A 23,186-nucleotide genomic window follows, 5' to 3' on the forward strand; every position below is an offset into this window, starting at 1 on the left:
AACGGCTATTTGGCTTTTATTTATATAAAAGTGAAATATAATCTAATGTTTAATGATTTATCAGAAGTAAAAAGATAGGTATTATATAAGAGAAAATGAATAATTTATGCAGAGCTTGTATATGGTGTTATTATTTAACTATTCTAAAATCAATTGATGAAAACGCTGGAATGTTTTTTAGAAAACAACTGACTCCATACGTGGATTAGTATTAAGATTCAAAATGTAAAATATCTAAAGACCTAAGTACAAGCACACTTTTAGCAATTAGGGTCGGCATATACATATACATAAATATGCGTTTGAGTGAAATTTTGGATGAAAAATCCAAATGCATAGTATACCAAAATATTTAAGGCTCTTCGTATGCAATATTGCATACGAAGAGTAGGTGGATATAATAGTTAACTTACCTCTATTAAAAGTAAAATGTGTTTATATTAAAAAAGTTAAAATCCAATTGAAGCTGGTTAAGTTCTTAATTCTTCATAGCTACCTAATTAATCAATTTTAGCTACTGAGTAGGAAAGAGTTAATTAATTTGAAAATGATTTGAGTAGGTAAATTCTCCATTATACTTAATTACTGCAATATATGTCCCTTTAGTATATACATTTGTAATTGGTGTTCTCCAAATTTCTAATCCTTTAGGCATAGTAATAAATTCTGGTTCAATTGTAATAAAGCGTTGTAAAGTGCCGTCAGGGTGAACCTTGAAAATCTTCATTTTGGCACCAAAATGCGCTCTACCAAAACGTTGAGTTAAGTAGAAAGTATCTCCTGTTATGAGGTGTTCAATATTCCAGTCGGGTTGGTATGTACTATTTTCAGCTCCCTCTAATTCATTAATGGTTTTATATCCCCAATCGTCATTAAAAGATTCAGAATATGCGGCTTTAACTTCATTTGTTGGTGAAATTATTTCAATGCTAGTCATACTTCCTACTAATATTAATATGTTTCATAACATTTCATTCTCCAAAATCCATATTGGTTCCTGCGAAAGTGTATTCTAATGTTAGTATTATCCTGATATATGCGATTGTCAAAAAAAGTTTCATAATAAGTCCTTAGCATTTTATGAAACTAAAAATAATATGTTTTTCAATTTTAATATTTAAAACTTATATATACATGTTACAATGAAGTTCTCCAATTTATTTTATTCTTCTATTCAGAATTTATGGTTTAGTGATTCAATACAACAAAAGTGGCTGTAGTAAATAGATAAATGAATGAAGTGATGCAGTTAGAATAGTTAAAAGGCAGTTAAATATAATTATTAAAAGAATAAATTCACTTAGTTATGCATAGTGAATTTATTGTGGTAAGGATTTCACACGATTTGTATAGCGCTAAATTAAAATTTTATCCAAACAAAGCCAATAATTTTTTAAAAATGAAGTATATGTTTCATCCAGTTTATTTGGAATAATTTGTAGTCTAATAATTGCTTAATCTAAAAAACATATTCGAAAGGAAGATATATAAAACTCAGCTTGTGGAATTTAAATCGCTACATATGAAAATAAAGGTAAATGAATATAAAAATGATTTCATTTCGAATGGTACCATAAGTGAATGTGGAAAAAATAAAGGAGAGAAAATGTAAATAAACTATATAAGTAGTATGAATGAAAAGGAGAAGTATCTAGTGTTTAATATAAAAGAAAGAATGGGACAAATAAAGCTTAAAACGAAGTTGTCTATGGCATTTATCGGAATATTAATTATACCTAGTCTTATCGTAGGAGTATCATCCTATAATAAGGCAAAAACAGATCTTAATGAAACAATCCTACAATCAGCAAAAGATAATGTAAGTATTTTAGATAAGATTGTAGATGATGAATTAGAAAATAAACATACAGATGTAACTCATTTTGCAAAGGTACTCACACAAGGTGATTATAATCCTGAACAATTACAAAATGTACAGAGTAAATTTGATCAATATATACAGTTACATCCAGAGATAGAAACGATTTATACGGCATCCGGTAACAATCAATTTATTCATGCACCTGTTGGAAAAATACCAGAAGGGTTTAATCCGTTAGAAAGTAGTTGGTATAAGGATGCAGTAAAAGCAAAGGGAGGAATTATTGTTTCATCTCCATATAAATCAAAGGCTACAGGAAATATGGTAATTGCAATTGCAAAGCAAAATGCAGATAAAAGTGGTGTCATTGGCGTAGATTTGAATATTAATGATATCGTAAAAACATCCAAAATGATAAAAATTGGAAAGCAAGGCTTTGTATCTATAGTCAGTCAAGATAAAACTATAGTTGTTCATCCATCACTGAATCCTGGTGAGAAATTAGAGAAAACTTTAGCGGATGAACTGTACAAGAAAGAAGATGCAGTAATTACTTATAGCCTTAATGGTGAAGATCGAAACATAAGCTTTAAGACAAACAAAAAAACAGGATGGAAAATAGCTGGTGTAATGCCTACGAAAGAAATTGAAGAAGCTACCAATCCTATTTTTTATAAAACGCTCACTATAATAGGGGCTTCATTATTGTTAGGTGGAATTTTAATTTTCTTCATACTTAGATCAATTATTACTCCACTAAGACAATTAGTAATTTCAGCTCAAAGAATTAGTCAGGGAGATTTAACTGAGAAAATAGATATTCGTTCAAAGGATGAACTTGGTCAATTAGGTGGTAGTTTTAATACAATGGCAGAGTCGTTACGTAATATTATTACTCAAATTAATACATCTGCAGGACATGTAGCTGCTTCTTCTGAGGAACTAACTGCTAGCGTAGAGCAAGCAAGTGTTGCGACAGAACAAATTACAAAAGAAATGGAAGAAATCTCGAACAGTGCAGAGGTTCAAAATAATGAAGTTGAATCTGGAGCTAAATTAATTGGTGAGGTAACACGAAATATTCAATACATAGCTGATAATGCTTCTGAAGTATCGGATTCATCTATATACACAAAACAAAAAGCCAATGAGGGTGAACAATTAGTAGAACAAACTGTAACACAAATGCAGTCTATACATTACTCTGTTTCTCAATCTGATAATGTAATAAAATTACTAGATAAGAAATCGCAACAAATTGGAAGTATATTAGAAGCGATTCAAAATATTGCGGAACAAACAAATTTATTAGCATTGAATGCAGCAATTGAAGCAGCTAGAGCAGGAGAACAGGGAAGAGGCTTTGCAATTGTTGCTGATGAAGTTAGGAAGTTAGCAGAGCAATCATCCGAGTCTTCAATGGAAATTGGAAGTTTAATTAAGGAAATACAATCAGATGTACATGAGACTGTAAAAGCCATGAATGAAGTAGGTGTAGAAGTACAGTCGGGAATTCAGGTTGCGAATGATACAAAACAAAGTTTTTATGAGATTTCAAAATCCGCAAATGATATTGTGTCAAAAGTGCATGGTATGGTGGAACTATCAAATAAAATGACAACTGATGCAATGAAAGTCGATACATCAATTGATCAAATATCTATGGCTGTGAAAGAAAATTCTTCAAGCATGCAAACGATAGCAGGTTCATCTGAGGAACAACATGCTTCCATGGAAGAGATAAATTCTTCAGCGATACACTTAGCACAGATGGCAGAAGAACTTCAAGAGTTAATTGGTGGATTTAAGATATAAGTATAGATTCATAGAAAGTTTTTCTTTGAACTAAGCTTTTTTGACAGGAATAGATTTTTTCATAACTAGAACAAATAAATGAATAATTGCATATACTGTATTTTCGTTAAAGCAAGGCATTATTCTCTCAGAAAAAGGAATCACTAGAACAATATGTGATTCCTTTGAGAAATGCTATTAAATCCTAGACTAATTTCTAATGGTTCCAGTATCTTTTATTTTGACGTGTGTTTTTACAGTTATTTTAGCCTCTGCTAACGCTTGCAACCAATCTCCTTTTACTTTTTTCCACTCTTTATATTGAAAAGCTCTAGCATATAGGGATAATCCGATTGGATCAATTTTATTCTGCTGTATTTCATTCAACATATTTTGTAAATTATTATTTATTTCTTTTTGAATAGCACTTTTTAAATTATTTATATTTTTTTTATTATCATAATGCCCCTTAATTAAATTCGCATTGGTTTTTTCTATTAAAGCTACATTAGCATATATATTGAAATTAAATACAAACTTTCCGTTTTGAAAATTAACATCTACCTTCCTTGTCGCGTTCTGTACGAAGATAGAAGTGTTTGTTTTTTTGTTGGATTTTTTAGGAGGAAGCACAAGGTGTAGTATCATTCGGCCGTTACTTTTTGACTTATTTATAAGATTGAAAAATTTAACATCTTTTTTAGGGATATGAGTTAAAAATTTCCCTTTTCGATTTAAAAATGCAATTCCTACTGTGTCGATTTCATTCTTTGTTTTTTTGATAATTGGAACAGTTTGTGTCATTCCTTCCTCATTTTGTTCTCTCATTAATTGTTGAATTGTAGAAGAGATGGATTGGTTATTTTGAATTGAGGATTCGATTACACCATTGATATAAGATGGTAGTGATGGTTTGCTAGGCTTATGAATTTTAAAAATTTCTTCTGTTGGCCCATCTACAAGTACTACTTTAGCATTAATTGTAGCGTAAGGATCACGGTAAGAAGAATCAAGCTCCTGCAACCAATTCTCTTCTTTTGCTAATTTTTTTCCAATTAAAATGATTTCAGCTTTGGAGGCTGTCATATAGCCCGTTAACTTTGTATCTATCTTACTGAATCCAGTATATACAGTTGATGCTTGTGTCCAATGCTCTATAGTACTTTTTGGCTGTTTATGATGAAACAGTGGTATGCTTGTGCCAACTTTTATGTCTCCATTAGGGGCCTTATCCAAGCCAATTAACAGGATTAATGAAACCTTCTCAAGAGGAATTCTCTGACTACAACTAATTAAATATACACAACAAAGTACAATCCATATCCATTTTCGAATCAAAGTTGTTTCCTCCTAGTAACCCAAGTAAAAAGAATACTGTAAGCGAAAAATAAGATTGGTAATAGAATAAAGAAAATGACATTTAAGATATCCATAAGAGAATATATAAACAAATATTGATCCACATCGGGATTTACAAAAATAAATAGGCCAACTATAAATAACATAAAAGCAAGCAGCGCCCAATTTCGGGTGTTTTTTTGAAGTGATATGGTCATAGATTCAAAACTGAAAAATAAATACGGATATAAAGTAGTGGAGAATACAATTAAATAATAAGCGATATAAATAATTTCTAATCGTTCCATGAAAGAAAAACGAACCCCTTGTAACAAATGAAATACGGGCCAAATTACGTCTTTTATCCCCTCGGGGCTAAAGTATATATAAGAAAGAATAGTCACATATAGATAGAAAATCATGGTTCCAGTATTCGCAATTAGTAGTCCTTTTATGGCCTTTTGTTTTTTTTGTAAGAACGGATATATATAATATGCAATTTCTAAGCCAGCATAAGGAGTAATGGTTTCTTTTGTTGCCTTTACAATAGGGTATAATCCTTCTTTAAATATAGGTAGTAGGTGTAAAGGATTGTAGTTAGTCTTTAGTGAAAAAAGAAGAAATAGTGGCATCCAAGTAGTGAAGAAGAAAACAAGCATAGAATAACTAGTAAGAGCCCTTAACCCACTCAGAGCTAAAATAATAAAAGGTAATAGTAATAATATGGTGATTTGATAAGCAGGAATGGAAGGGAATATCCACACTTTTACAATATTAGTTGCCTTTAATAAAGTATTAAAGCCAGCAAAAAATAGATAAAAGGCATATAAAAGAAAAAGAATTGTCCCTATCCATTTACCAAAGTAAGTTTTTAAGATTTGTGAGAAATTTTTGTTAGGATTTTTTTGTAACATTAATATAATAAATACGCCGATTATAGAAGTAGTTATCCAGCCAAGTATGATAGAAATCCAGCCATCTGTGCCAGCCGTAGTAGCAAGTGGGCTTGGCATAATTAACATACCTGATGCAAGTTGCAGTGAATGAATGAAAATAATAAATTCGAATAAAGTTATGTTTTGGAATTTAAGATTCCCCATGCGTACCACCTTCTTTTTTCTTTTTTTGTTTCGGCTGTCCTGTACTCGAGCGGGTGGTAATCATAGAAATAGGAAATCTTACAAAAGAATCTTTTAATTCTTGGAGCCGAAATGGCGCGATTGGCAATCCGTATGGTGAACCATAGGAGGTTAGTGAAACAAAATGAGCGAATAAGAGCATTAATCCACTAACGATACCTACAATCCCATAAAAGTATGCCAATAACATCATTGGAAAACGAATAAGGCGTATAGAACTTGATAAATCATAATTAGAAACAATAAATGATGCAATGGCTGTAATAGATACGATAATAACCATAACGTTACTTACAAGACCAGCTTGAACAGCTGCCTGTCCAATTACAATCCCTCCAACAATTCCAATGGTTTGTCCAATGGGTTGTGGTAAGCGAATACCAGCTTCACGTAGCATTTCTAGTGTAATTTCCATTATAAAAGCTTCCAATAAGGGAGAGAAAGGGACTTTGACTCTTGATGTTGCAATAGAAGTGTATAAATCTATAGGAATGATTTCAAAGTGAAAAGAGACTATAGCAATATAAAATGCGGGTAAAAAAATAGCAATAATAAATCCTGCAAATCGTAATAAACGAAAAAATGATGCAATGAGCCAATGAATATTATAGTCATCTGGAGTTTGAAAAAATCCAATTAAATTCATTGGAACAACCATTGCACCAGGGGATCTATCCATTAACACTGCTACTTTTCCATCAAGTATATGATTTGCAATGGCGTCTGGGCGTTCGCTTAAATAAGCCTGTGGAAAAGGAGTCCAATTTTGATCTTTTGTATAATTAGATAGTTCTCCAATGCTCAATACCGCATCCGTTTTAATGTTACAGATTCTAGTTTCTATTTCTTGGACTACATCTGAGTTTGCTACATCACCTAAGTAAATTAAATAGACTAAAGAAGTGGCTCGTTCTCCAATTGTCAGCTTTTTGATTTTTAACTCTGTAGAAGGAATATATCGACGAATTAGGCCTATATTTTTTGTGGCATTCTCAATAAAACCATCATGTGAGCCTTTAATAGTAACTTCTGAAATTGGTTCTTGAATGGCTCTTTCTGCCCAGCCTTTTGTATTTATTAGAAGTGACCGATTTTCTCCTTCCATAAATAGTACACATTGACCCTCAAGTAATCCTTCTTTAATTTCATTCCATGTATATACTATTTTTGTATGAGTAGCAATAATATTAGAATTAAATATTTGACTGTCTTCATTCACTTCTTGTAATAATGGTGTAACAACATTTCCTTTTAATGCAACACCATCTGTAAGGCCTTCAAAATAATATAGTAAAATATTCGTGTTTGTTTTTAATTGCAAAGGATGTTCAATCAAATCTGCACTAATATCGAAGATGTTATCTAATGTATTTTTAAGTTCTTTTAAGTTACTTGTTTGGATTTTTTCAATGGTTTTATCTGTCTTTGTTTCTAGGGTCTTTTCATTTAAGGACAAAATTGACACCTCTTTAATATATAACGATTAGTTGTATTTATTATTTTTATATGATGGAATTTTATTCACAAATTTAAACAAATTGGGAATGGAAATTAATAATTGAGAGCAAAAAAGTAGATGTAATTTGTGTGGAAATCTAAGTATCAAGATAGAATTGAATTTTGAATGATTATAATAAAAAAGAACCCTCGATAGGTTCTTTTTTATAGTTGGTAAATATATTGTCAACAATAGATGGTGAAAAAGGTAGTAAATTAGATGTCTTTATGTTAATCAGCTGAATTTTGTAGGAAGAATTCTTTTTTCATACCTCAATGCTCAATAAAAAAGGACATTTCATTTATTTGGGTGTTCTAGTGTATTTGAATTTTGCGTGCTAATAAATTTTGTTTAGGGACAAAATGTGTTTTCTTAATTATCAGAAAAATCAGCGCAACAAAATTCTTATTGGTTATTTTGGTAAGTATCAAATATTTCTTTGGCCTTATTTTCTTGATAGTACCGTACGTTTATATGTTTCTAAGGGAAAGAAATATTTTCATTTTTATTACCATCTATTGTTTGATTAAGATGTTAACATGAAATTGAAGCGTTTACAACTAGAAAATAAAGAAAAAATATTAAAATACGACTTTTTCCGACAATTTTTTTATGTTTATATCTAATTTTTTTATAGGAAAAGGCGGAGGAAAGCGGACCTTTTCCTATAAAATATCTTGTTGGAATTAGAAATAACAAAAAGAGTAATAATAGCTAAAAATTAAAGTGAAATTCAATGAATATGAGTTCAAAGTCATGAAATTCAATGATAAAGTTATAATTGAATTTTTGAACCTCAGGTATCTTGAAAGTATGGTCAAATTTTAATCCACGTTGCGTTTCGTCCTTTTGTAACTAGCTTAATATGGCCAAATAATTGCAAGGAATTTAAAGCCTTACTGATTGTACTCTCTGCAATGTCTGGATAAGTGTTACGAATACTTTCCTTAGTAAAGGGTTGTTTTTGTTTAAGTATAAAATCCTGGATTCTCTCAACTTTAGTATGTTTACATATAGAATCTAGAACTGTGTTATGAAGATCTTTGTAAGCCTCTAATATAATTGTTAAAAACGTTTTTAACCAAAAGCTATTATTATGTTCCTCGCAGTACCAATTCACCGAAGATTTATAAATCGAATTGTAATAATCAGATTCATGTTTCTTAATATATTTATCCAAACATACATATTTTACAAATGTATGTCCACTCTTAATTAACAGCAATTGCATTAACATAAATGCCAGCCTGTTATTACCTTGATTGAAAGGGACTATGCAATAAAAATTTAATATAAAACGAGCTATTAATAAAAGTGAATGTAGCCCCTTACTAGTATTTAATGAGTTGTATTGATCACATAATTGCTCCATAAACTGTGGAATAAGTTCATGCGGAAGAATGCGGTAACTATTCAAGTGCATTCCATGTTCTGGAATTCCTGGAATAATAAAAGGTTTTTCACGCCATTTGGCACTGTCCGAGGTAATGTAATGTATTAGTTGAAAATGCAATTCCTGTATAGTTGCTGGATTAATTAATAAAGTACAGGAGTTTTTATGTACAAAAGAAAGTGTTTGATAATAACAAAAAATAGCATCTTCTGAAATATTTTGAGGTACTATATCATCTAAAATAAGCTCTTTTAATCTTTTATTAGGAACTTTTACATCTTCATAAATAGTTGTGAAATTTTTTATGTAATGTAGTGGTATAGTTTTTTCTAAATTATTAAATATGTCAGGGTTTTGTTCCTGATAAGCAGCTAATTTTCCTTTGAACTCGCTAATGTCACTTATTAAATTTATTAACCTCCTTTTTAATTCAATATTTTTATACTTATCATCAAAAAAGTCTCTCATTTTTGTTCCCCCTGTAACCCCTTAACACGTTGTTGCATGTATCTTTCCATTCTAAAGGTATTCCACGACATCATTGTAAAATAACGACATTTTTGTTCTGATTTTGATCGTGTTTCAGAATCTATATTTTTATTTGGTATTTAAAATATAGAAATTATAAAGAAGAATCGTTAGGATTCAATTTTAATAGGCATAATCCTAACATCAAATGTACAAATGTACAATAAAAAAATAAAAAATATAAAACTATCGACTCTTTTGAAAGATTATTTAAAAAAGGTTTAAGTAATTGTTGGTATAGATGTGCTTTAGTTTAGGAGTAAAGATTGAAATGGTAATAAATTTTTTCATAGGTAATCAATAAGTAGATAAACTATTAATTTGTGACAATTATGTGCCTAATCTATTATTTGCTATTATGAGAATTCTAAAATTAAATCCTAACGAGCTGAATTTTCTATATTTAGCATATGAATTAGGAGAGACGTGTTGATGAAATGTATCATTAAATATAGAAATATGTAACGTTTAACACTTGTATTGTAAAATATATTGACATAAGTTAATTTAAATACTAGGTACAGGAGCAGTTAATAACAATTCAGTAAAGTACCCTTTAAACGTTTCACCCTAAAAACGTTTATATTTATAATAATTGCAATCACACTGAAGATTTTTGTTTGTTCCTGTACCTTATTAGGTAAAAATCATATAATAAATTAAAAGAATGTTATGGGGGAATTGGATTGTCAATTCTCTTTTTTACCTTACATTATCAATCTCTAGATGATTTGTTTAAAGTAAGGATTCACAGGGTAGAAGATGACTATTCACAAGTACTATAAAGTTAAGTTGGATATCTAGAGGTATTTTATAGGAATATGTATCTAAGATTAAAGGGTTTGTGTGCATTCACCATTTGAATATAAACAGATTATTTATTGTGTTTTTTCGAGTTTAGAAAATATGTGTGAATTTAGCCTTGGAAATGACTTGTATGTATGTTGTATAGTAGAAGTGTGAAGTCTGGAGGAGACTGATTTAATCAGCTTCTTCCAGACTTTTTTACTTTAAAATTGTATTTTTTCAGCATGAGGCTAAATATAATTCTTTAAATTAATATTTGAATTTTTTGTGAAATAATATAAGGATTTTATTCCTCTATTAATACATAATGTTACAAAATAGAGTTATTGTATTTATTTTATTTTTATATGAGATTAAAAATAATAATAAATGTAACAATGTATGAGTGATATTAGTATATTTACTAGTAATTTGTTCGTTTATTCTTATATTGCTATTATATTAGCGTAAACAATATATTGGGGGGATAAGAATGAATTTGAAATTAACATCTAAATTAGAAAGATTAAGAAAAAGTAAAAAAGGAATTGGAGCTTGTGTTTTAGCTGCAGGGGTGATGGCAATTACAATGATTCCTCAAAGTACATATGCACATGGGTTTGTTGAAAAACCAAGTAGTCGTTCTGCTTTATGTAGTCAGAATTATGGGGCATTAAATTTAAATTGTGGAAACATAATGTACGAACCTCAAAGCTTAGAAGCACCTAAAGGATTCCCAGATGGTGGACCAATTGATGGGAAAATCGCTTCGGCAGGAGGACTGTTTGGAGGGATTCTTGACCAACAAACATCAAATCGCTGGTTCAAAAATACGATTAAGGGTGGAGCAAATACATTTACATGGAAATATACAGCTGCACATTCTACAAGTAAATGGCATTATTACATTACAAAAAAGGGATGGGATCCTAATAAACCATTAATACGTGCTGAATTAGAACCAATTGGAACTGTGAAACATGACGGTTCGGCTGCATCAAATAATTTAACACATACAATTAATGTACCAACTGATCGAAATGGTTATCATGTTATTTTAGCTGTATGGGATGTAGCAGATACGTCAAATGCGTTTTATAATGTAATTGATGTAAATCTAGTAAATAATGAAACTCCCGATACAGTAGCTCCAAGTCAACCAACTGGATTAAATACGTCTAAAGTTTCTGCCAATAGTGTTGCACTAACATGGAAGGCCTCTACTGATAATATAGGTGTAAAAGAATATCAAGTGTTACGCAATGGAGAAGTAATTGATACGGTACCAGGTACAACTTTTACTGATAAAAAACTAAAAGCAAATGCGGAATATACCTATACTATAAAGGCATTAGACTCTGCTGGAAACATATCAAAAGAAAGTGAAAAACTAAAGGTTAAGACAACAAATGAAACTCCAGATACAGAAGCTCCGACTCAACCGAAAGGGTTACATAGTATGAGTACAACAGCGACAACTGTTGATTTGATGTGGAGTCCGTCTGAAGATAATGTAGGTGTTGACCATTATATTGTATATAGAGAAAGCGCTGGGGTTATGAATAAAATTGGGGCAGCTGATAATACATCCTTTATGGATAAAGATTTGAAGACTAATACATCGTATAAGTATGTAGTGACGGCGGTTGATTTAGCTGGAAATGAATCTAGTAGAAGTGACGTTTTGAATGTAACGACAAAGTCAGAGGATTCCACATATGAAAAATGGGATGCAAGAAAGGCATATATTAAAGGTGATAGAGTAGTACATGAAGGAAAAGTGTATGAAGCGGTGCAAAATCATCAAGGAAATGGCGACTCAAATTGGATTTTTGCCCTATCGCTTTGGAAGCCAGTTTTGAATAAATGATAAACGGGGAAGGGTAGTTATCACTAATTCTATGTGCAATACCGAAACAGGGGTGAAGTTTTTAATCTCCATCTCAACATATACGAAATGAAATTATTAAAGAATCCCAATGGAATTTCATTGGGATTCTTTATTTTCTAATTTGTAATAGCGTATATTTTCACTGTAAATTTGTTAGTGGCACCATTTGGATTTGCAATATAATATTTAGTATTTGTGTAAGCTTCAGTCCTAGATCCATGTGAAATGTTTTTCCAACGGATAGAATCGGTACCTAGAGAAACATCAATCATTACATTGAAAGAAATAGTAGAAGGATGCTCTTTTTCTGAAGGCTCAAAAACCCATTTTAATTCCTTGGTACCTATAGGTAAGCTATCAATTTTAAAGTTTTGACTGGATCGATTTTTTTGTCCGGATAAAGGACTAGACTCAGATGAAATTTGCGAAATTAATATTTCTTTTTCAATCGAATGTATACCATTTAATTTAATGATACTATCAATTAAACCTGGTCCAGGAAAATCAGCTGCAATGATACCAGTATGTTTAATTCCACCGTGTTGTAAGAGTTCAGTGCCAAGTGTATTCATTCCACCATAAAATACTTGACCATTTATATCACGAGGGAAATCTTCCCACGCATTAGTTATAGCTTTTTGAATCATTTTGGAGTTACTATCAGTATTTCTGCTCTCTTTACCACTTGCAACAAACCAAGGATAAACATTATTTAATAATGCAGCAGCACCACCTGTGCCACTAAAATGGTTAAGATAGATTTTATCATTGTTAAAATTATTATTTGTATTTTGAAGGTGGGTTTTCACCGCATTCCATTTTTCATACATTCCGTCTGGTCCGTTTTCAATTTCAAATGTATCTTGTATATTTAAGCTATCGTAATTAATGCCATATTGCTGAGAGGCTGTAAAGTTTTGTAAGATTACAATTTTCCCTCGGATATCGCCTAGAGTAGGATTATTTCTTTTTGAAGTTGGTACAGAACTTGGATCCCAAAAATAGGAGGAATTAAGGTCTTTGTATTTTTTAAGTATTTCTTCAAATGATAGTGAGCCGCTTTCAGGAGTAGTTTCTTCTTTTAAGCGCATTAAAATTGTTTCTGTAGGATGATCTTTTAAAAATTGAATTGCCTCTTTTAATACATCTTCAAACATTGCTTTTTGATTTACAATCCCATGGTACATTGCAAAAGAATCTTTTACACGTTTAACACGCATATCTACATATCGAATTCCAGAATTTAATTGTTGGGGTAGACTCATAGTTTGATTTCTTGTCAAATTTTCATCAAGAAAACTTGCTCCATGTAAAGCCATTGTACCGTGAGTACCTGGAATAGATATTTCACTTAATTTTGTTGAATCTACTACCTTCGACATCCACGATGGATTTTGATATCCTATATTGGATTCATAGGAATAACCTGGATGACTATCAGCTAAAATAGTAGACGGTGTACTTAAACTTGCTAGTGTAAAACAAGTGAGGATGCTAATTTTAAAGAAATTTCTCATTTTTATTTTGTTCATTTTATCTCTCCTGACTTTTAAATAATAGATATAATAAAATAAAATGATTTTTTATTATATTTATTGTTTTCATTCTTAAAGTAATGAATTTTTGTGATTGAAAAAATTAAAAATAGAGGTAGTAATTTACTTGAAACTTTAATAGTTTGTTGTAATAAATTGTATCTAATAGCCAAACGGATTCTTAAAGAATAGAAGCATAGATAGGTGAAAAAATTTTCCGCGGTACTGTATACAAACAAAACAGAAGTCTTAAAAAAGACTTCTATTTTGTGACATATAATGAATGATAAGGTGGTTAACAAATCAAGATAATGTGACTGAGTGGTAAAAATCTATTTATAGCTGTTTCAGAATCTCTTATAACAAGGCTACCGACGAAAAATGGGCCTCTGCAAGGCTAATAAAAATTGAAAAATTCTACTCATTAAAACTTAAACTAACTACAGTTGCGATAGATTGGGCTGCATGTTCCCAGCTTCCATCTATAACTTTTCCAATCTGTTGACCAAGTGCATTCAAATCATTTGGATTAACTGGAATCCCATTATACGCAGCAAGAATTGATAAAAGCGGAGCAGCAAATGGTGTCCAACCACCTCTATCAATATTAAATACAGGCTTATCTACTACTTTTCCATCTTGCACAGTAAACTCATAATAAAATTGATCATCTGGACGGAAACTTAAATGATGTGAAATTTGTCCCTTAACATATTTTTTTCCTGCACCTAGATTTACTACTTCTATTTCTTTTACGTTAAATTCATGCTCAAACACTTTTATTTTTTTGACTTCTGGACCATTTAAGGCAGCATTAACAGCTGTTTCTAAATTATTTTGTGCTAATGGTTGAATACTCATTTGTGCCTCTTGTTGTTGGATAGAAGCCTCTTTTTCTGCAGCAAACACTGATGTAGTAGGTAGTGCACCTGTTGCTAATGTAGCTGCAAGTGCTGTTGTCATCATGATTTTTCTTTTCTTCTTCATAGTTTTCTTCCTCCTTTTAAGTTATGATATATAATCTTTTAAAGACTGACACGGTGCATTATTTTATTTCATAATTTACACAAAAATTAGTTTGAAAATTATGTGAAAATATGTCAGAAAATTAAAATCAATTATATATGCATTTACAATGATATCTATCTACACATATTATTTCAATTTTCTAATTAATATTGTAATAATCACTTTTCATAAGTGAATTTAGTGTTTCAATTCTCTCTATGTACGTTTTAAATAAATTAAAATCGTAGTGGTAATAATATATTTGCAAGCAAATGTCGTATATACTTCGAGAAAAATACACAATTTTTTTATAAAAAACTATAGGAATTATCATTATATCGTTATTAAACTAAGTAAGATAAATGATAATATGATGAAGAGCTTCCAGCGATTCGCTATAAATTCAATGGAAAATGAGCATGATATCATACACTCATGAAGGAAACCTAGGATATTAAAGCTCCACTTTATAGCAGTTAATACGAATGGGATTGGAAAACAGCTAAGTGTTCATTAGAGACGTATAACACTATGAAAATACTTCAAATCAATTAAAAAGTTTCAGTTATTCTGAATTCGAAGGGCACGGAATGTTTATTGAGAATTGTAGTACTGATCAAAATTTTAGGAGGAAATATGAACAAGAAGGCTAAAAGAATTATATTACTTATTGCTACATTAGTAGGTAGTAGTATCTTTCTATATTTACAGAACAATTTAATAAGTATAACTGAGGTTAAAATAACCTCCAGTAAAATTCCCTCCGCTTTTAAAGGATTTAAAATCCTCCAAATTTCAGATTTACATAATAAAAAATTTGGCGACAATCAAGAAACTTTAATTCAAAAAGTAAGAAGCATAAATCCAGATATTATTGCTATTACGGGTGATCTAATTGACAGTAAATCATATGATCCGGAAGTTAGTATGGAACTAATCCGAGAACTTGTAAAGAAGTATCCTGTCTATTTTGTGACAGGAAACCATGAAAAATGGTCAGGAAAATATAATGATTTAGAGAAAGAGTTGAAGCAACATCATGTTACTGTTTTAAGAAATGAACATGTAAGTATTCAAATAGGGGGACAAGACATACATATACTTGGTATTGATGATCCGGAATTTGTTACTGGAAACCGTGATGAAGGAAATGTTGTAAAAGATGAAATTATAAAAGCGAAATTTGAAATGCAGCCGGATACATATAATGTATTACTATCCCATAGGCCTGAATTTTTAACAGAGTATGCTGATGAGCAAATAGATTTAGTGTTATCAGGGCATGCTCATGGAGGGCAAATTAGATTGCCATTTATCGGAGGTTTAGTTGCTCCAAATCAAGGGGTTCTCCCTACATATACAGCCGGTTTATATGAAAAACAAAATACGTCTATGGTAGTAAGTAGAGGACTAGGTAATAGTATCATTCCGCAAAGAATTTTCAATAGACCAGAACTTGTAGTCGTACAGTTAAATTGAACTGTACGATTTTTTGTATAGAAAAATAAGCCATATGTAATTTATACAAGTTAACATTACAATTTTGTTAAAAATTTTCTACGTTACATAAAGTAACAAAATTTGACCCGGATAATTTGTTATAGTGTAAATAATCAAAAAAATTAAAATTTGTCGAGTGAAAAGTGTGATAAGTAATTCATGTAAAAAACTTAAAGGGGTGTACACATGCATAAAGAATATGAAATTGAAGAGTATACGGCGATTGAGGAACAAATACATTATTATTGTAAATGTTTATTAGTAAGTCATCCTGATCAAATTATAAAGTATTTAGAAAAAAGGTTAGAAAAATATGCAGAAACATTACAATATGCACATTTATATCCGGACACAGTTATTTTACCGTTACAGCAATTAGTTATCGAATATTCTTTAGATGTTGCTAGAATTAGGAAATATATGAATTTAAAAACGTAAAATAAAATATATAATTTAAATGAAACAGAGTCGACTTTAAGAAATGATATTCTAATGTCGACTCTGTTTCATTGTTTAAGATTGAAAATACATACTAATCAATGAAGTTTGACATATAATTACGCAAGAGTAAAATAAAAGTGAGTACTCACTCATTTTAGAAAAGGGGGAAGAATACGTGCAGCAACCTGCCATTATTTTACGGACTGTATCAAAAAGTTTTGGAAAAAAAGAAGTGTTACACAATCTTTCATTGCAAGTTGAAAAAGCAGAGATATTTGGTTTAGTTGGGCCTTCAGGTTCAGGGAAAACGACTCTTATTAAATTGATTGCAGGTATTAATGAGACAACGAAAGGTGAAGTGCTTGTATACAACACGAACATGCCTAATTTAAATGAAATGAAAAGAATTGGTTATATGGCTCAGGCTGATGCATTATATGAAGAACTATCAGCATATGAAAATGCAGATTTTATTGCAACGATGTATGGATTAAAGGGAAAACATAAAAAAGAAAGAATCGAAGAGGTTTTTGACCTTGTACAATTATCACAACATATAAGACAGCAAGTGCAGCATTTTTCAGGTGGGATGAAGAAGCGTTTATCATTAGCGATAGCACTCCTTCATGAACCTGAAATATTAATATTAGATGAGCCAACAGTGGGGATAGATCCACTTCTTAGAAAAATAATCTGGGAAAAATTTTATGATTTGAAAAAGAAAGGCACAACTATTATCGTAACGACGCACATTATGGATGAAGCTGAGTTTTGTGAGCGTCTAGGGTTGATTAGAGAAGGAAAGCTAGTTGCGACTGGAATACCTGAAGAATTGAAAAAACGGGTATCATCAGGACGGATTGAAGATGTCTTTTTGTTGGAAGAGGTGGCCCTATCATGAGAGTTACTGGTGTAATCATTCGTATTATTCGCCAATTTTTTCGAGATAAACGTTCGTTAGCGATGATGTTTGGGGCACCTATGTTATTACTTTGGTTATTGTCTCTAGTGTTTACACAAAAAGACTATGTACCGCATATTGCTGTAGTTGATGTGCCTGCTCCTATTGTAAAAACAATGAAAACTGAAGAAGCCTCAATTTATGAATACGGCAAAGAGAAAGCAATTTCAGAGTTAGAACTGCAAAAGGTAGATGCAGTAATTTATTTAGAGAATGGGAAAATGAATCTTTTATTAGAAGGAAGTGATTCATCAAAAAATCGTGCTGTACTTCAAGTTTTACAAAAGAGTACAGAAAAGAATGAAGTATCAGTTATGAAGCCTGAAGTAAATTACTTACATGGCTCTAAAGACTTTACAATGTTTGATGGGCTTGGTCCCGTATTGATTGGTTTCTTTACATTTTTCTTTGTATTTATATTGTCTGGAGTTTCCTTTGTTAGAGAACGTTTAAGTGGTACATTAGAGAGGTTATTGTCCACTCCAGTGAGAAGATGGGAAATAGTTGTAGGATATATTATTGGTTTTGGAATCTTTGCATTTATACAATCAATTATAATCGTGAATTTTTCAGTTTATATTTTAGATTTGTATGTAGCTGGTTCCATATGGCTAACGCTACTTATTACATGCATGCTTTCTTTAACGGCATTAACTTTAGGGACGTTTTTATCAGCATACGCAAATAATGAATTTCAAATGATCCAGTTCATACCGCTTGTCATTGTGCCACAAATTTTCTTTTCTGGTTTGTTTCCAATTGAATCTATGAATAAATGGCTCCAAATGTTAGGGAAATTATTTCCACTCACATATGGAGCGGACGCAATGAGACAAGTGATGATTCGAAATCAAGGATTTACAGAGATTGCATTAGATCTTACTGTATTACTACTCTTTTCTCTATTATTTACAATAGGAAATGTATTTGCATTAAAGAAACATCGAAAAATATAATGATGATACAAAGGGGCATTATAGATGAAGAAAGATTGGCTGGATGAATTAATTGCCGCAACAAATACGGATAAACGAAATGAACGTCAAATGCGTATTTTAGAGGCAGCTGTTGATATGTTTGGAGAAAAAGGATATGCATCAACTTCTACAAGTGAAATTGCAAAGCGTGCTGGTGTAGCGGAAGGAACGATCTTCCGCTACTATAAAACGAAAAAAGATTTATTGTTAGCAGTCGTCATGCCAACATTAACAAAGTTTGCTGCACCATTTTTTGTACAAGCCTTCGCAAAGGAAATATTTAAATCGGAGTATGAATCGTATGAAGGGCTGCTAAGAGTTGTTATTCATAATAGATTTGAATTTGCAAAAAAGCATTTTCCAATGATAAAAATATTAATTCAAGAAGTGCCATTTCAGCCGGAACTGAAAAATGAAATACAACATTTAGTAGAAACAGAGTTACTTTCACATTTTAAAAAGTTAATTGTAAAGTTTCAAGAAGAAGGGGAAATTATTGAAATGCCCTCTTCTTCTGTTTTACGACTTACTTTATCAGCTGTATTAGGTTTACTATTAACAAGGTTTTTATTATTGCCTGAAGAAAAATGGGATGATGAAGTGGAAATTGAAAATACGATTCAATTTATATTGTACGGATTAACACCACGAATTTAATCGTCGAAGTATGAATTACATATCTTACATTTAAGTAAAATAATAAATCGCCTTGAAAAAGGCGATTTATATTCATTATATACTTTTGATAAATAAGTACTTGTTTACTAAAAATATTCTGAATTAGCGTGTTTCTTTGTCTCTTCTTCTAAGACCTAATAATCCTGCTAGACCTAATAAACCCAGCCAAGCCCAATTATTATTTTTATCCCGATTATCATTCAAATCATTTGTCGTATTTACATTTCGAGTTCTCACATCATTATTAACTCTGTCTAAGTTATTGTCATTAACTCGAGTTGAAATGTCAGTGTTATTAACTCTGTTCATATTATTTCCATCGTATTCAGCTTGTGCAGATGTACCTAAAAACATAATAGATAGTGCTAAAACACTTAAAATAGATGATAATTTCTTCTTCATGGTTTTCCCCTCCTTTCTTATGTATTAATTTCTCCAGTACTTTTGTACATTATTCGTATCACAGTATCCAAATCATAAAGTTAAAGTTATTAGAACTATCTTTAATTTCCATTATTAAACGGACAGGTAAATATAATGAAGCGGTTAACAAAAGTTAACCGCTTACGCCATGTTATGCTTGATCAGATTGAAGAACATGTAAAGGAGGAGGAATAATCCAACCTTTTTTCTTATTTAATCGTAGTAATGTAGCACCCGCTTGTGCTTTTTTCATATGGAATTGTCCAAACATCATTCCTACGTCTTCTCGAAGTGATTGTCCCATTGCTTGGCTACATGCTACTAGTCCAGCGGCAAGATCCATAGAAACTTTAGCTGCAATTTCTGCGTCATTAATACGAGCACCAGGAGGGATTGTTTCAATAGATGCAACTGGACGTTCTGGAGGTGCTGGTGGTAATGCCACACCGTTTGATTTTAACAAGTTTTTTAGTTCTTCAACTTCTGATTGGATATCATTTTCTATAAGATTTTCTAAAAACTTTTTTAAGTCCTCGTCTCCAGTATGATTGACAAGAACTTGGTAACCAGCAATTGCACCTTGTGCCCCTGCGAGATAACTCCAAATTGCAAAGACTTCTCCGTAATGCATTGGTTCATTTGGGGGATTACCACTTAATACGCCCATTTTAATATGCCTCCTTAAACTGAATGGATTTTTTGAAATGTTTTTTACAAAAGAAAAAATGCTTCTGAAAATGTTCCGTAATAAAGAAAGTAGGTTTCTAAAATTCATTTGGAACACCCTAACTACAAGTAATACTTTCTCAGTCTATAATGTACAAATATAAAGAATATATTCCAAATAACTTGGGATTAAAATTCGTATTAAGACTTATATTAATTTAGCTGTAAAGAGGAGAGGAAAGAATCTGTAAATATGCTAGTAAAGATGGATTGTGTTTAGACAAAAAAGTATTAACAATTTTGTACAAGAACTTGTTAATACATATACGAAATAGATTTGAATTGCAGTTGATATAGCATTAAATTTATAGTTATTATAAAAATAATCAATATAAACAGACTTTGCTTAAGATACTAATATCAGTACAATTTAGATTGTATGGATTGATACCATGGAGGTAATGAAATGCGGCAATTTGCAAAACCAACAATTGTTGTAAGTAAATGTTTAGAATTTGATGCCTGTCGTTATAATGCAGAGATGATACCAGATGTAACAATACGAAATTTGCAGCCATTTGTTACATTTATACCTGTTTGTCCAGAAGTCGAGATCGGATTGGGGACTCCTCGTGAAACGATAAGAATTGTAGAAGAAAATGGTGTGAATAGGCTTGTACAGCCGTCGACACGAGAAGATGTAACTGAAAAAATGTTGCAATTTTCAAATGTCTTTTTACAAACGATATCTGATGTGGATGGTTTTATTTTAAAGAATCGTTCGCCGAGTTGTGGTACGCGTGATGTGAAAATTTATTCTGGTTTTGAAAAAGCACCAGCAAAAGGAAAGGGGTCTGGCTTATTTGGCGGAGCAGTAATAAAAAAATTTTCGCATCTTCCAATTGAAGAAGAGGGGAGATTGTCGAATTTTATTATAAGAGAACATTTCTTTACAAGACTGTTTACTATCGCGCATTACAAAATGATTAAACATACTAAAAACATAAAAGAACTCGTATCATTTCAATCAGACTATAAGTATTTATTTATGGCATATAATCAAGTGAAACAAAAAGAATTAGGGCGTATTATTGCAAATCAAAAAAATGAAACGATTGAAGTTGTATTTGATAAGTATGAGAAGACTTTATATGAATTATTTATGCGCACCCCCCGCTATACATCGAATGTAAATGTATGTGAGCATATTTTTGGATATTTTAAAACAAAGTTGAAAAAACAAGAAAAAGATCATTTTTTAGATTTGATACAAAAGTATATAGAAAAGAAAGTCCCGCTTAGTAGCTTACTTACAATTTTAAAATCATGGGCCATTCGATTTGACGATAAGTATTTATTAAGACAAACATATTTTGAACCATACCCTGAAGCATTAGTAGAAATTTCGGATTCGGGAAAAGGTAGAGATTATTAAACAATAAATTACATAATTCGACATAAAACTTCCTATGTTGTTGTAGAACAATGTAGGAATTTTTTTGTGCATTGGTACAGAATCTGTTTTAAAATTAAGTTATGACAGAATTATAGCAATTGTCTAACTAATATTCATTTCTTTTAAGAAGTAATGTTTGTAGTAGAAACTCGCACGCTGTCGAAACTCAATATTCGATAAGGGGTGTGTAGCGGAATGGAATTTACTCTAACTCGCGAAAAACAAATGATTAAAGAAATGGTACGTGACTTTGCTGAAAAGGAAATCGCACCGAAAGCTGTGTATTATGATAAAACTGGGGAATTTCCATATGAAACATTTCGAAAAATGGGCGAACTAGGATTATTAGGCATCCCATTCCCTGAAGAGTATGGAGGTTCAGGTGGCGATACTGTATCGTACGCGTTAGCAGTTGAAGAAATTGGTCGTGCTTGTGGTGGGACAGGATTAAGTTATGCTGCAACAATTTCATTAGGTGCTTCTCCAATTTATTATTTCGGTACAGAAGAACAAAAACAGAAATATTTAGTTCCAATGGCGTCAGGTAAAACATTAGGTGCTTTCGGTTTAACTGAGCCGAACGCTGGATCTGATGCAGGCGGCACACAAACGAAAGCTGTATTAGATGGGGACGAGTATGTTATTAGTGGTGAAAAGTGTTGGATTACAAATGCAGAGTATGCAAATACAATTATTGTAACCGCTATCAACGGTGTTGAAGATAATGGTAGAAAACGTATTTCGGCATTTATCGTACCGACTACAAGTGAAGGATTAACGATCTCAAGTCCTTACGATAAGATGGGTGTTCGTGCTTCTAATACATGTGAAATCGTACTTGATGGTGTACGTGTACCGAAAGAAAATATTCTTGGTGATGTTAATAAAGGATTTAAACAATTCTTATATACACTTGATGGAGGACGTATTTCAATCGCAGCATTAGCAGTAGGTATTGCACAATCTGCATTTGAACGTGCGCTGCAATATGCGAAAGAACGTCAACAATTTGGAAAGTCAATCTCTAATTTCCAAGCGATTCAATTTAAATTAGCTGATATGGCGACTGAAGTAGAACTTGCACGTAATTTAGTACATAAAGCGGCTTGGTTAAAAGATAATGATAAACCTTTCGGTAAAGAAGCGGCTATGGCAAAGTTATTTGCATCTGAGGCTGCTAGTCGTATTGCAAATCAATCGGTACAAATTCACGGTGGATACGGCTATATGCGTGAATATGAAGTGGAACGACATATTCGTGATGCAAAACTATTAGAAATTGGTGAAGGAACTTCTGAAATTCAACGTCTCGTAATTGCAAGACATTTAGGATGTAGATAAAAAGGAGGAAT

18 protein-coding genes are annotated in these 23,186 nt (G+C 31.5%); 9 read left to right on the top strand and 9 right to left on the bottom strand.

What is annotated here, in order from left to right:
• Positions 1 to 532 precede the first annotated feature (532 nt).
• On the bottom strand, positions 533 to 937 hold the full coding sequence (locus J0835_RS12110) for a DUF5065 family protein (protein WP_087980462.1): 405 nt from the start codon (positions 935 to 937) through the stop codon (positions 533 to 535).
• Positions 938 to 1,654: 717 nt separating this feature from the next.
• Here J0835_RS12110 and J0835_RS12115 point away from each other — a divergent pair.
• A complete protein-coding gene (locus tag J0835_RS12115) occupies positions 1,655 to 3,637 on the top strand; it encodes a methyl-accepting chemotaxis protein (RefSeq protein WP_140386755.1) in 1,983 nt (660 codons plus the stop codon).
• Between the two features lie 189 nt (positions 3,638 to 3,826).
• Here the strand turns inward: J0835_RS12115 and J0835_RS12120 are convergent, their stop codons facing one another.
• The 4 genes from J0835_RS12120 to J0835_RS12135 all read right to left on the bottom strand — a co-directional run bounded on the left by J0835_RS12120 (position 3,827) and on the right by J0835_RS12135 (position 9,452).
• Positions 3,827 to 4,954: a Ger(x)C family spore germination protein gene (locus tag J0835_RS12120; RefSeq protein WP_087980463.1), complete on the bottom strand. Its 1,128-nt coding sequence runs from the start codon at positions 4,952 to 4,954 to the stop codon at positions 3,827 to 3,829.
• Positions 4,951 to 6,054 carry a GerAB/ArcD/ProY family transporter gene (locus J0835_RS12125; protein WP_087980464.1) on the bottom strand — a complete coding sequence of 368 codons (1,104 nt, stop codon included), beginning with the start codon at positions 6,052 to 6,054 and terminating at the stop codon, positions 4,951 to 4,953. The genes J0835_RS12120 and J0835_RS12125 overlap by 4 nt, the downstream gene beginning before the upstream one ends.
• Positions 6,041 to 7,549, bottom strand: a complete 1,509-nt coding sequence (locus J0835_RS12130; protein ID WP_087980465.1) for a spore germination protein — start codon at positions 7,547 to 7,549, stop codon at positions 6,041 to 6,043. The genes J0835_RS12125 and J0835_RS12130 overlap by 14 nt, the downstream gene beginning before the upstream one ends.
• Before the next feature lie 859 nt (positions 7,550 to 8,408).
• Positions 8,409 to 9,452, bottom strand: a complete 1,044-nt coding sequence (locus tag J0835_RS12135) for a Fic family protein (RefSeq protein WP_001204203.1) — start codon at positions 9,450 to 9,452, stop codon at positions 8,409 to 8,411.
• Positions 9,453 to 10,791: 1,339 nt separating this feature from the next.
• On the opposite strand from J0835_RS12135, the gene J0835_RS12140 reads away from it, so the two are divergent.
• Positions 10,792 to 12,168, top strand: coding sequence for a lytic polysaccharide monooxygenase (locus J0835_RS12140; protein WP_087980466.1), 1,377 nt, complete (start codon positions 10,792 to 10,794; stop codon positions 12,166 to 12,168).
• 137 nt (positions 12,169 to 12,305) lie between these two features.
• On the opposite strand, the gene J0835_RS12145 is transcribed toward J0835_RS12140, so the two are convergent.
• Together J0835_RS12145 and J0835_RS12150 are read right to left on the bottom strand one after the other, a co-directional pair.
• Positions 12,306 to 13,721 (bottom strand): phosphatidylinositol-specific phospholipase C, encoded by a 1,416-nt coding sequence (locus J0835_RS12145; RefSeq protein WP_087980467.1) that lies wholly within the window; start codon positions 13,719 to 13,721, stop codon positions 12,306 to 12,308.
• 420 nt (positions 13,722 to 14,141) lie between these two features.
• Positions 14,142 to 14,711 (bottom strand): methyltransferase, encoded by a 570-nt coding sequence (locus J0835_RS12150; protein ID WP_087980468.1) that lies wholly within the window; start codon positions 14,709 to 14,711, stop codon positions 14,142 to 14,144.
• 657 nt (positions 14,712 to 15,368) lie between these two features.
• Here J0835_RS12150 and J0835_RS12155 point away from each other — a divergent pair.
• The 5 genes from J0835_RS12155 (at position 15,369) to J0835_RS12175 (ending at position 19,268) form a co-directional block, all read left to right on the top strand.
• Positions 15,369 to 16,211: a metallophosphoesterase gene (locus tag J0835_RS12155; RefSeq protein WP_087980469.1), complete on the top strand. Its 843-nt coding sequence runs from the start codon at positions 15,369 to 15,371 to the stop codon at positions 16,209 to 16,211.
• A 207-nt stretch (positions 16,212 to 16,418) separates the two neighbouring features.
• The gene (locus J0835_RS12160) at positions 16,419 to 16,670 is read left to right on the top strand and encodes a hypothetical protein (RefSeq protein WP_000548621.1); all 252 of its coding nucleotides are present in this window, start codon (positions 16,419 to 16,421) and stop codon (positions 16,668 to 16,670) included.
• Positions 16,671 to 16,848: 178 nt separating this feature from the next.
• Positions 16,849 to 17,574, top strand: a complete 726-nt coding sequence (locus tag J0835_RS12165; protein WP_140386756.1) for an ABC transporter ATP-binding protein — start codon at positions 16,849 to 16,851, stop codon at positions 17,572 to 17,574.
• Entirely contained in the window at positions 17,571 to 18,590 is a 1,020-nt protein-coding gene (locus J0835_RS12170; protein WP_087980470.1) for an ABC transporter permease, read from the top strand. Before J0835_RS12165 ends, J0835_RS12170 begins: the two co-directional genes overlap by 4 nt.
• A gap of 24 nt (positions 18,591 to 18,614) precedes the next feature.
• The gene (locus J0835_RS12175) at positions 18,615 to 19,268 is read left to right on the top strand and encodes a TetR/AcrR family transcriptional regulator (RefSeq protein WP_087980471.1); all 654 of its coding nucleotides are present in this window, start codon (positions 18,615 to 18,617) and stop codon (positions 19,266 to 19,268) included.
• A gap of 123 nt (positions 19,269 to 19,391) precedes the next feature.
• Here the strand turns inward: J0835_RS12175 and J0835_RS12180 are convergent, their stop codons facing one another.
• Both J0835_RS12180 and J0835_RS12185 read right to left on the bottom strand, forming a co-directional pair.
• Entirely contained in the window at positions 19,392 to 19,691 is a 300-nt protein-coding gene (locus J0835_RS12180) for a WGxxGxxG family protein (RefSeq protein WP_063224864.1), read from the bottom strand.
• A 172-nt stretch (positions 19,692 to 19,863) separates the two neighbouring features.
• On the bottom strand, positions 19,864 to 20,379 hold the full coding sequence (locus tag J0835_RS12185) for a DUF3231 family protein (RefSeq protein ID WP_087980472.1): 516 nt from the start codon (positions 20,377 to 20,379) through the stop codon (positions 19,864 to 19,866).
• A gap of 465 nt (positions 20,380 to 20,844) precedes the next feature.
• Here J0835_RS12185 and J0835_RS12190 point away from each other — a divergent pair, with 465 nt between their 5' ends.
• Together J0835_RS12190 and J0835_RS12195 are read left to right on the top strand one after the other, a co-directional pair.
• Positions 20,845 to 21,813 (top strand): YbgA family protein, encoded by a 969-nt coding sequence (locus J0835_RS12190; protein WP_333728124.1) that lies wholly within the window; start codon positions 20,845 to 20,847, stop codon positions 21,811 to 21,813.
• Between the two features lie 216 nt (positions 21,814 to 22,029).
• A complete protein-coding gene (locus J0835_RS12195; RefSeq protein WP_087980474.1) occupies positions 22,030 to 23,175 on the top strand; it encodes an acyl-CoA dehydrogenase in 1,146 nt (381 codons plus the stop codon).
• Positions 23,176 to 23,186 lie beyond the last annotated feature (11 nt).

The organism is Bacillus cereus group sp. Sample62 (genome assembly GCF_036851315.1).
GTDB classification, from domain to species: domain Bacteria; phylum Bacillota; class Bacilli; order Bacillales; family Bacillaceae_G; genus Bacillus_A; species Bacillus_A wiedmannii.

Excerpts from the sequence above, each read along its gene's own strand:
- J0835_RS12170 (WP_087980470.1), top strand. The coding sequence starts at position 17,571 with ATGAGAGTTACTGGTGTAATCATTCGTATTATTCGCCAATTTTTTCGA.
- J0835_RS12135 (WP_001204203.1), bottom strand. The coding sequence starts at position 9,452 with ATGAGAGACTTTTTTGATGATAAGTATAAAAATATTGAATTAAAAAGG.
- J0835_RS12145 (WP_087980467.1), bottom strand. The coding sequence starts at position 13,721 with ATGAACAAAATAAAAATGAGAAATTTCTTTAAAATTAGCATCCTCACT.
- J0835_RS12185 (WP_087980472.1), bottom strand. The coding sequence starts at position 20,379 with ATGGGCGTATTAAGTGGTAATCCCCCAAATGAACCAATGCATTACGGA.
- J0835_RS12125 (WP_087980464.1), bottom strand. The coding sequence starts at position 6,054 with ATGGGGAATCTTAAATTCCAAAACATAACTTTATTCGAATTTATTATT.
- J0835_RS12175 (WP_087980471.1), top strand. The coding sequence starts at position 18,615 with ATGAAGAAAGATTGGCTGGATGAATTAATTGCCGCAACAAATACGGAT.
- J0835_RS12155 (WP_087980469.1), top strand. The coding sequence starts at position 15,369 with ATGAACAAGAAGGCTAAAAGAATTATATTACTTATTGCTACATTAGTA.
- J0835_RS12110 (WP_087980462.1), bottom strand. The coding sequence starts at position 937 with ATGACTAGCATTGAAATAATTTCACCAACAAATGAAGTTAAAGCCGCA.
- J0835_RS12195 (WP_087980474.1), top strand. The coding sequence starts at position 22,030 with ATGGAATTTACTCTAACTCGCGAAAAACAAATGATTAAAGAAATGGTA.
- J0835_RS12140 (WP_087980466.1), top strand. The coding sequence starts at position 10,792 with ATGAATTTGAAATTAACATCTAAATTAGAAAGATTAAGAAAAAGTAAA.
- J0835_RS12160 (WP_000548621.1), top strand. The coding sequence starts at position 16,419 with ATGCATAAAGAATATGAAATTGAAGAGTATACGGCGATTGAGGAACAA.
- J0835_RS12180 (WP_063224864.1), bottom strand. The coding sequence starts at position 19,691 with ATGAAGAAGAAATTATCATCTATTTTAAGTGTTTTAGCACTATCTATT.
- J0835_RS12190 (WP_333728124.1), top strand. The coding sequence starts at position 20,845 with ATGCGGCAATTTGCAAAACCAACAATTGTTGTAAGTAAATGTTTAGAA.
- J0835_RS12150 (WP_087980468.1), bottom strand. The coding sequence starts at position 14,711 with ATGAAGAAGAAAAGAAAAATCATGATGACAACAGCACTTGCAGCTACA.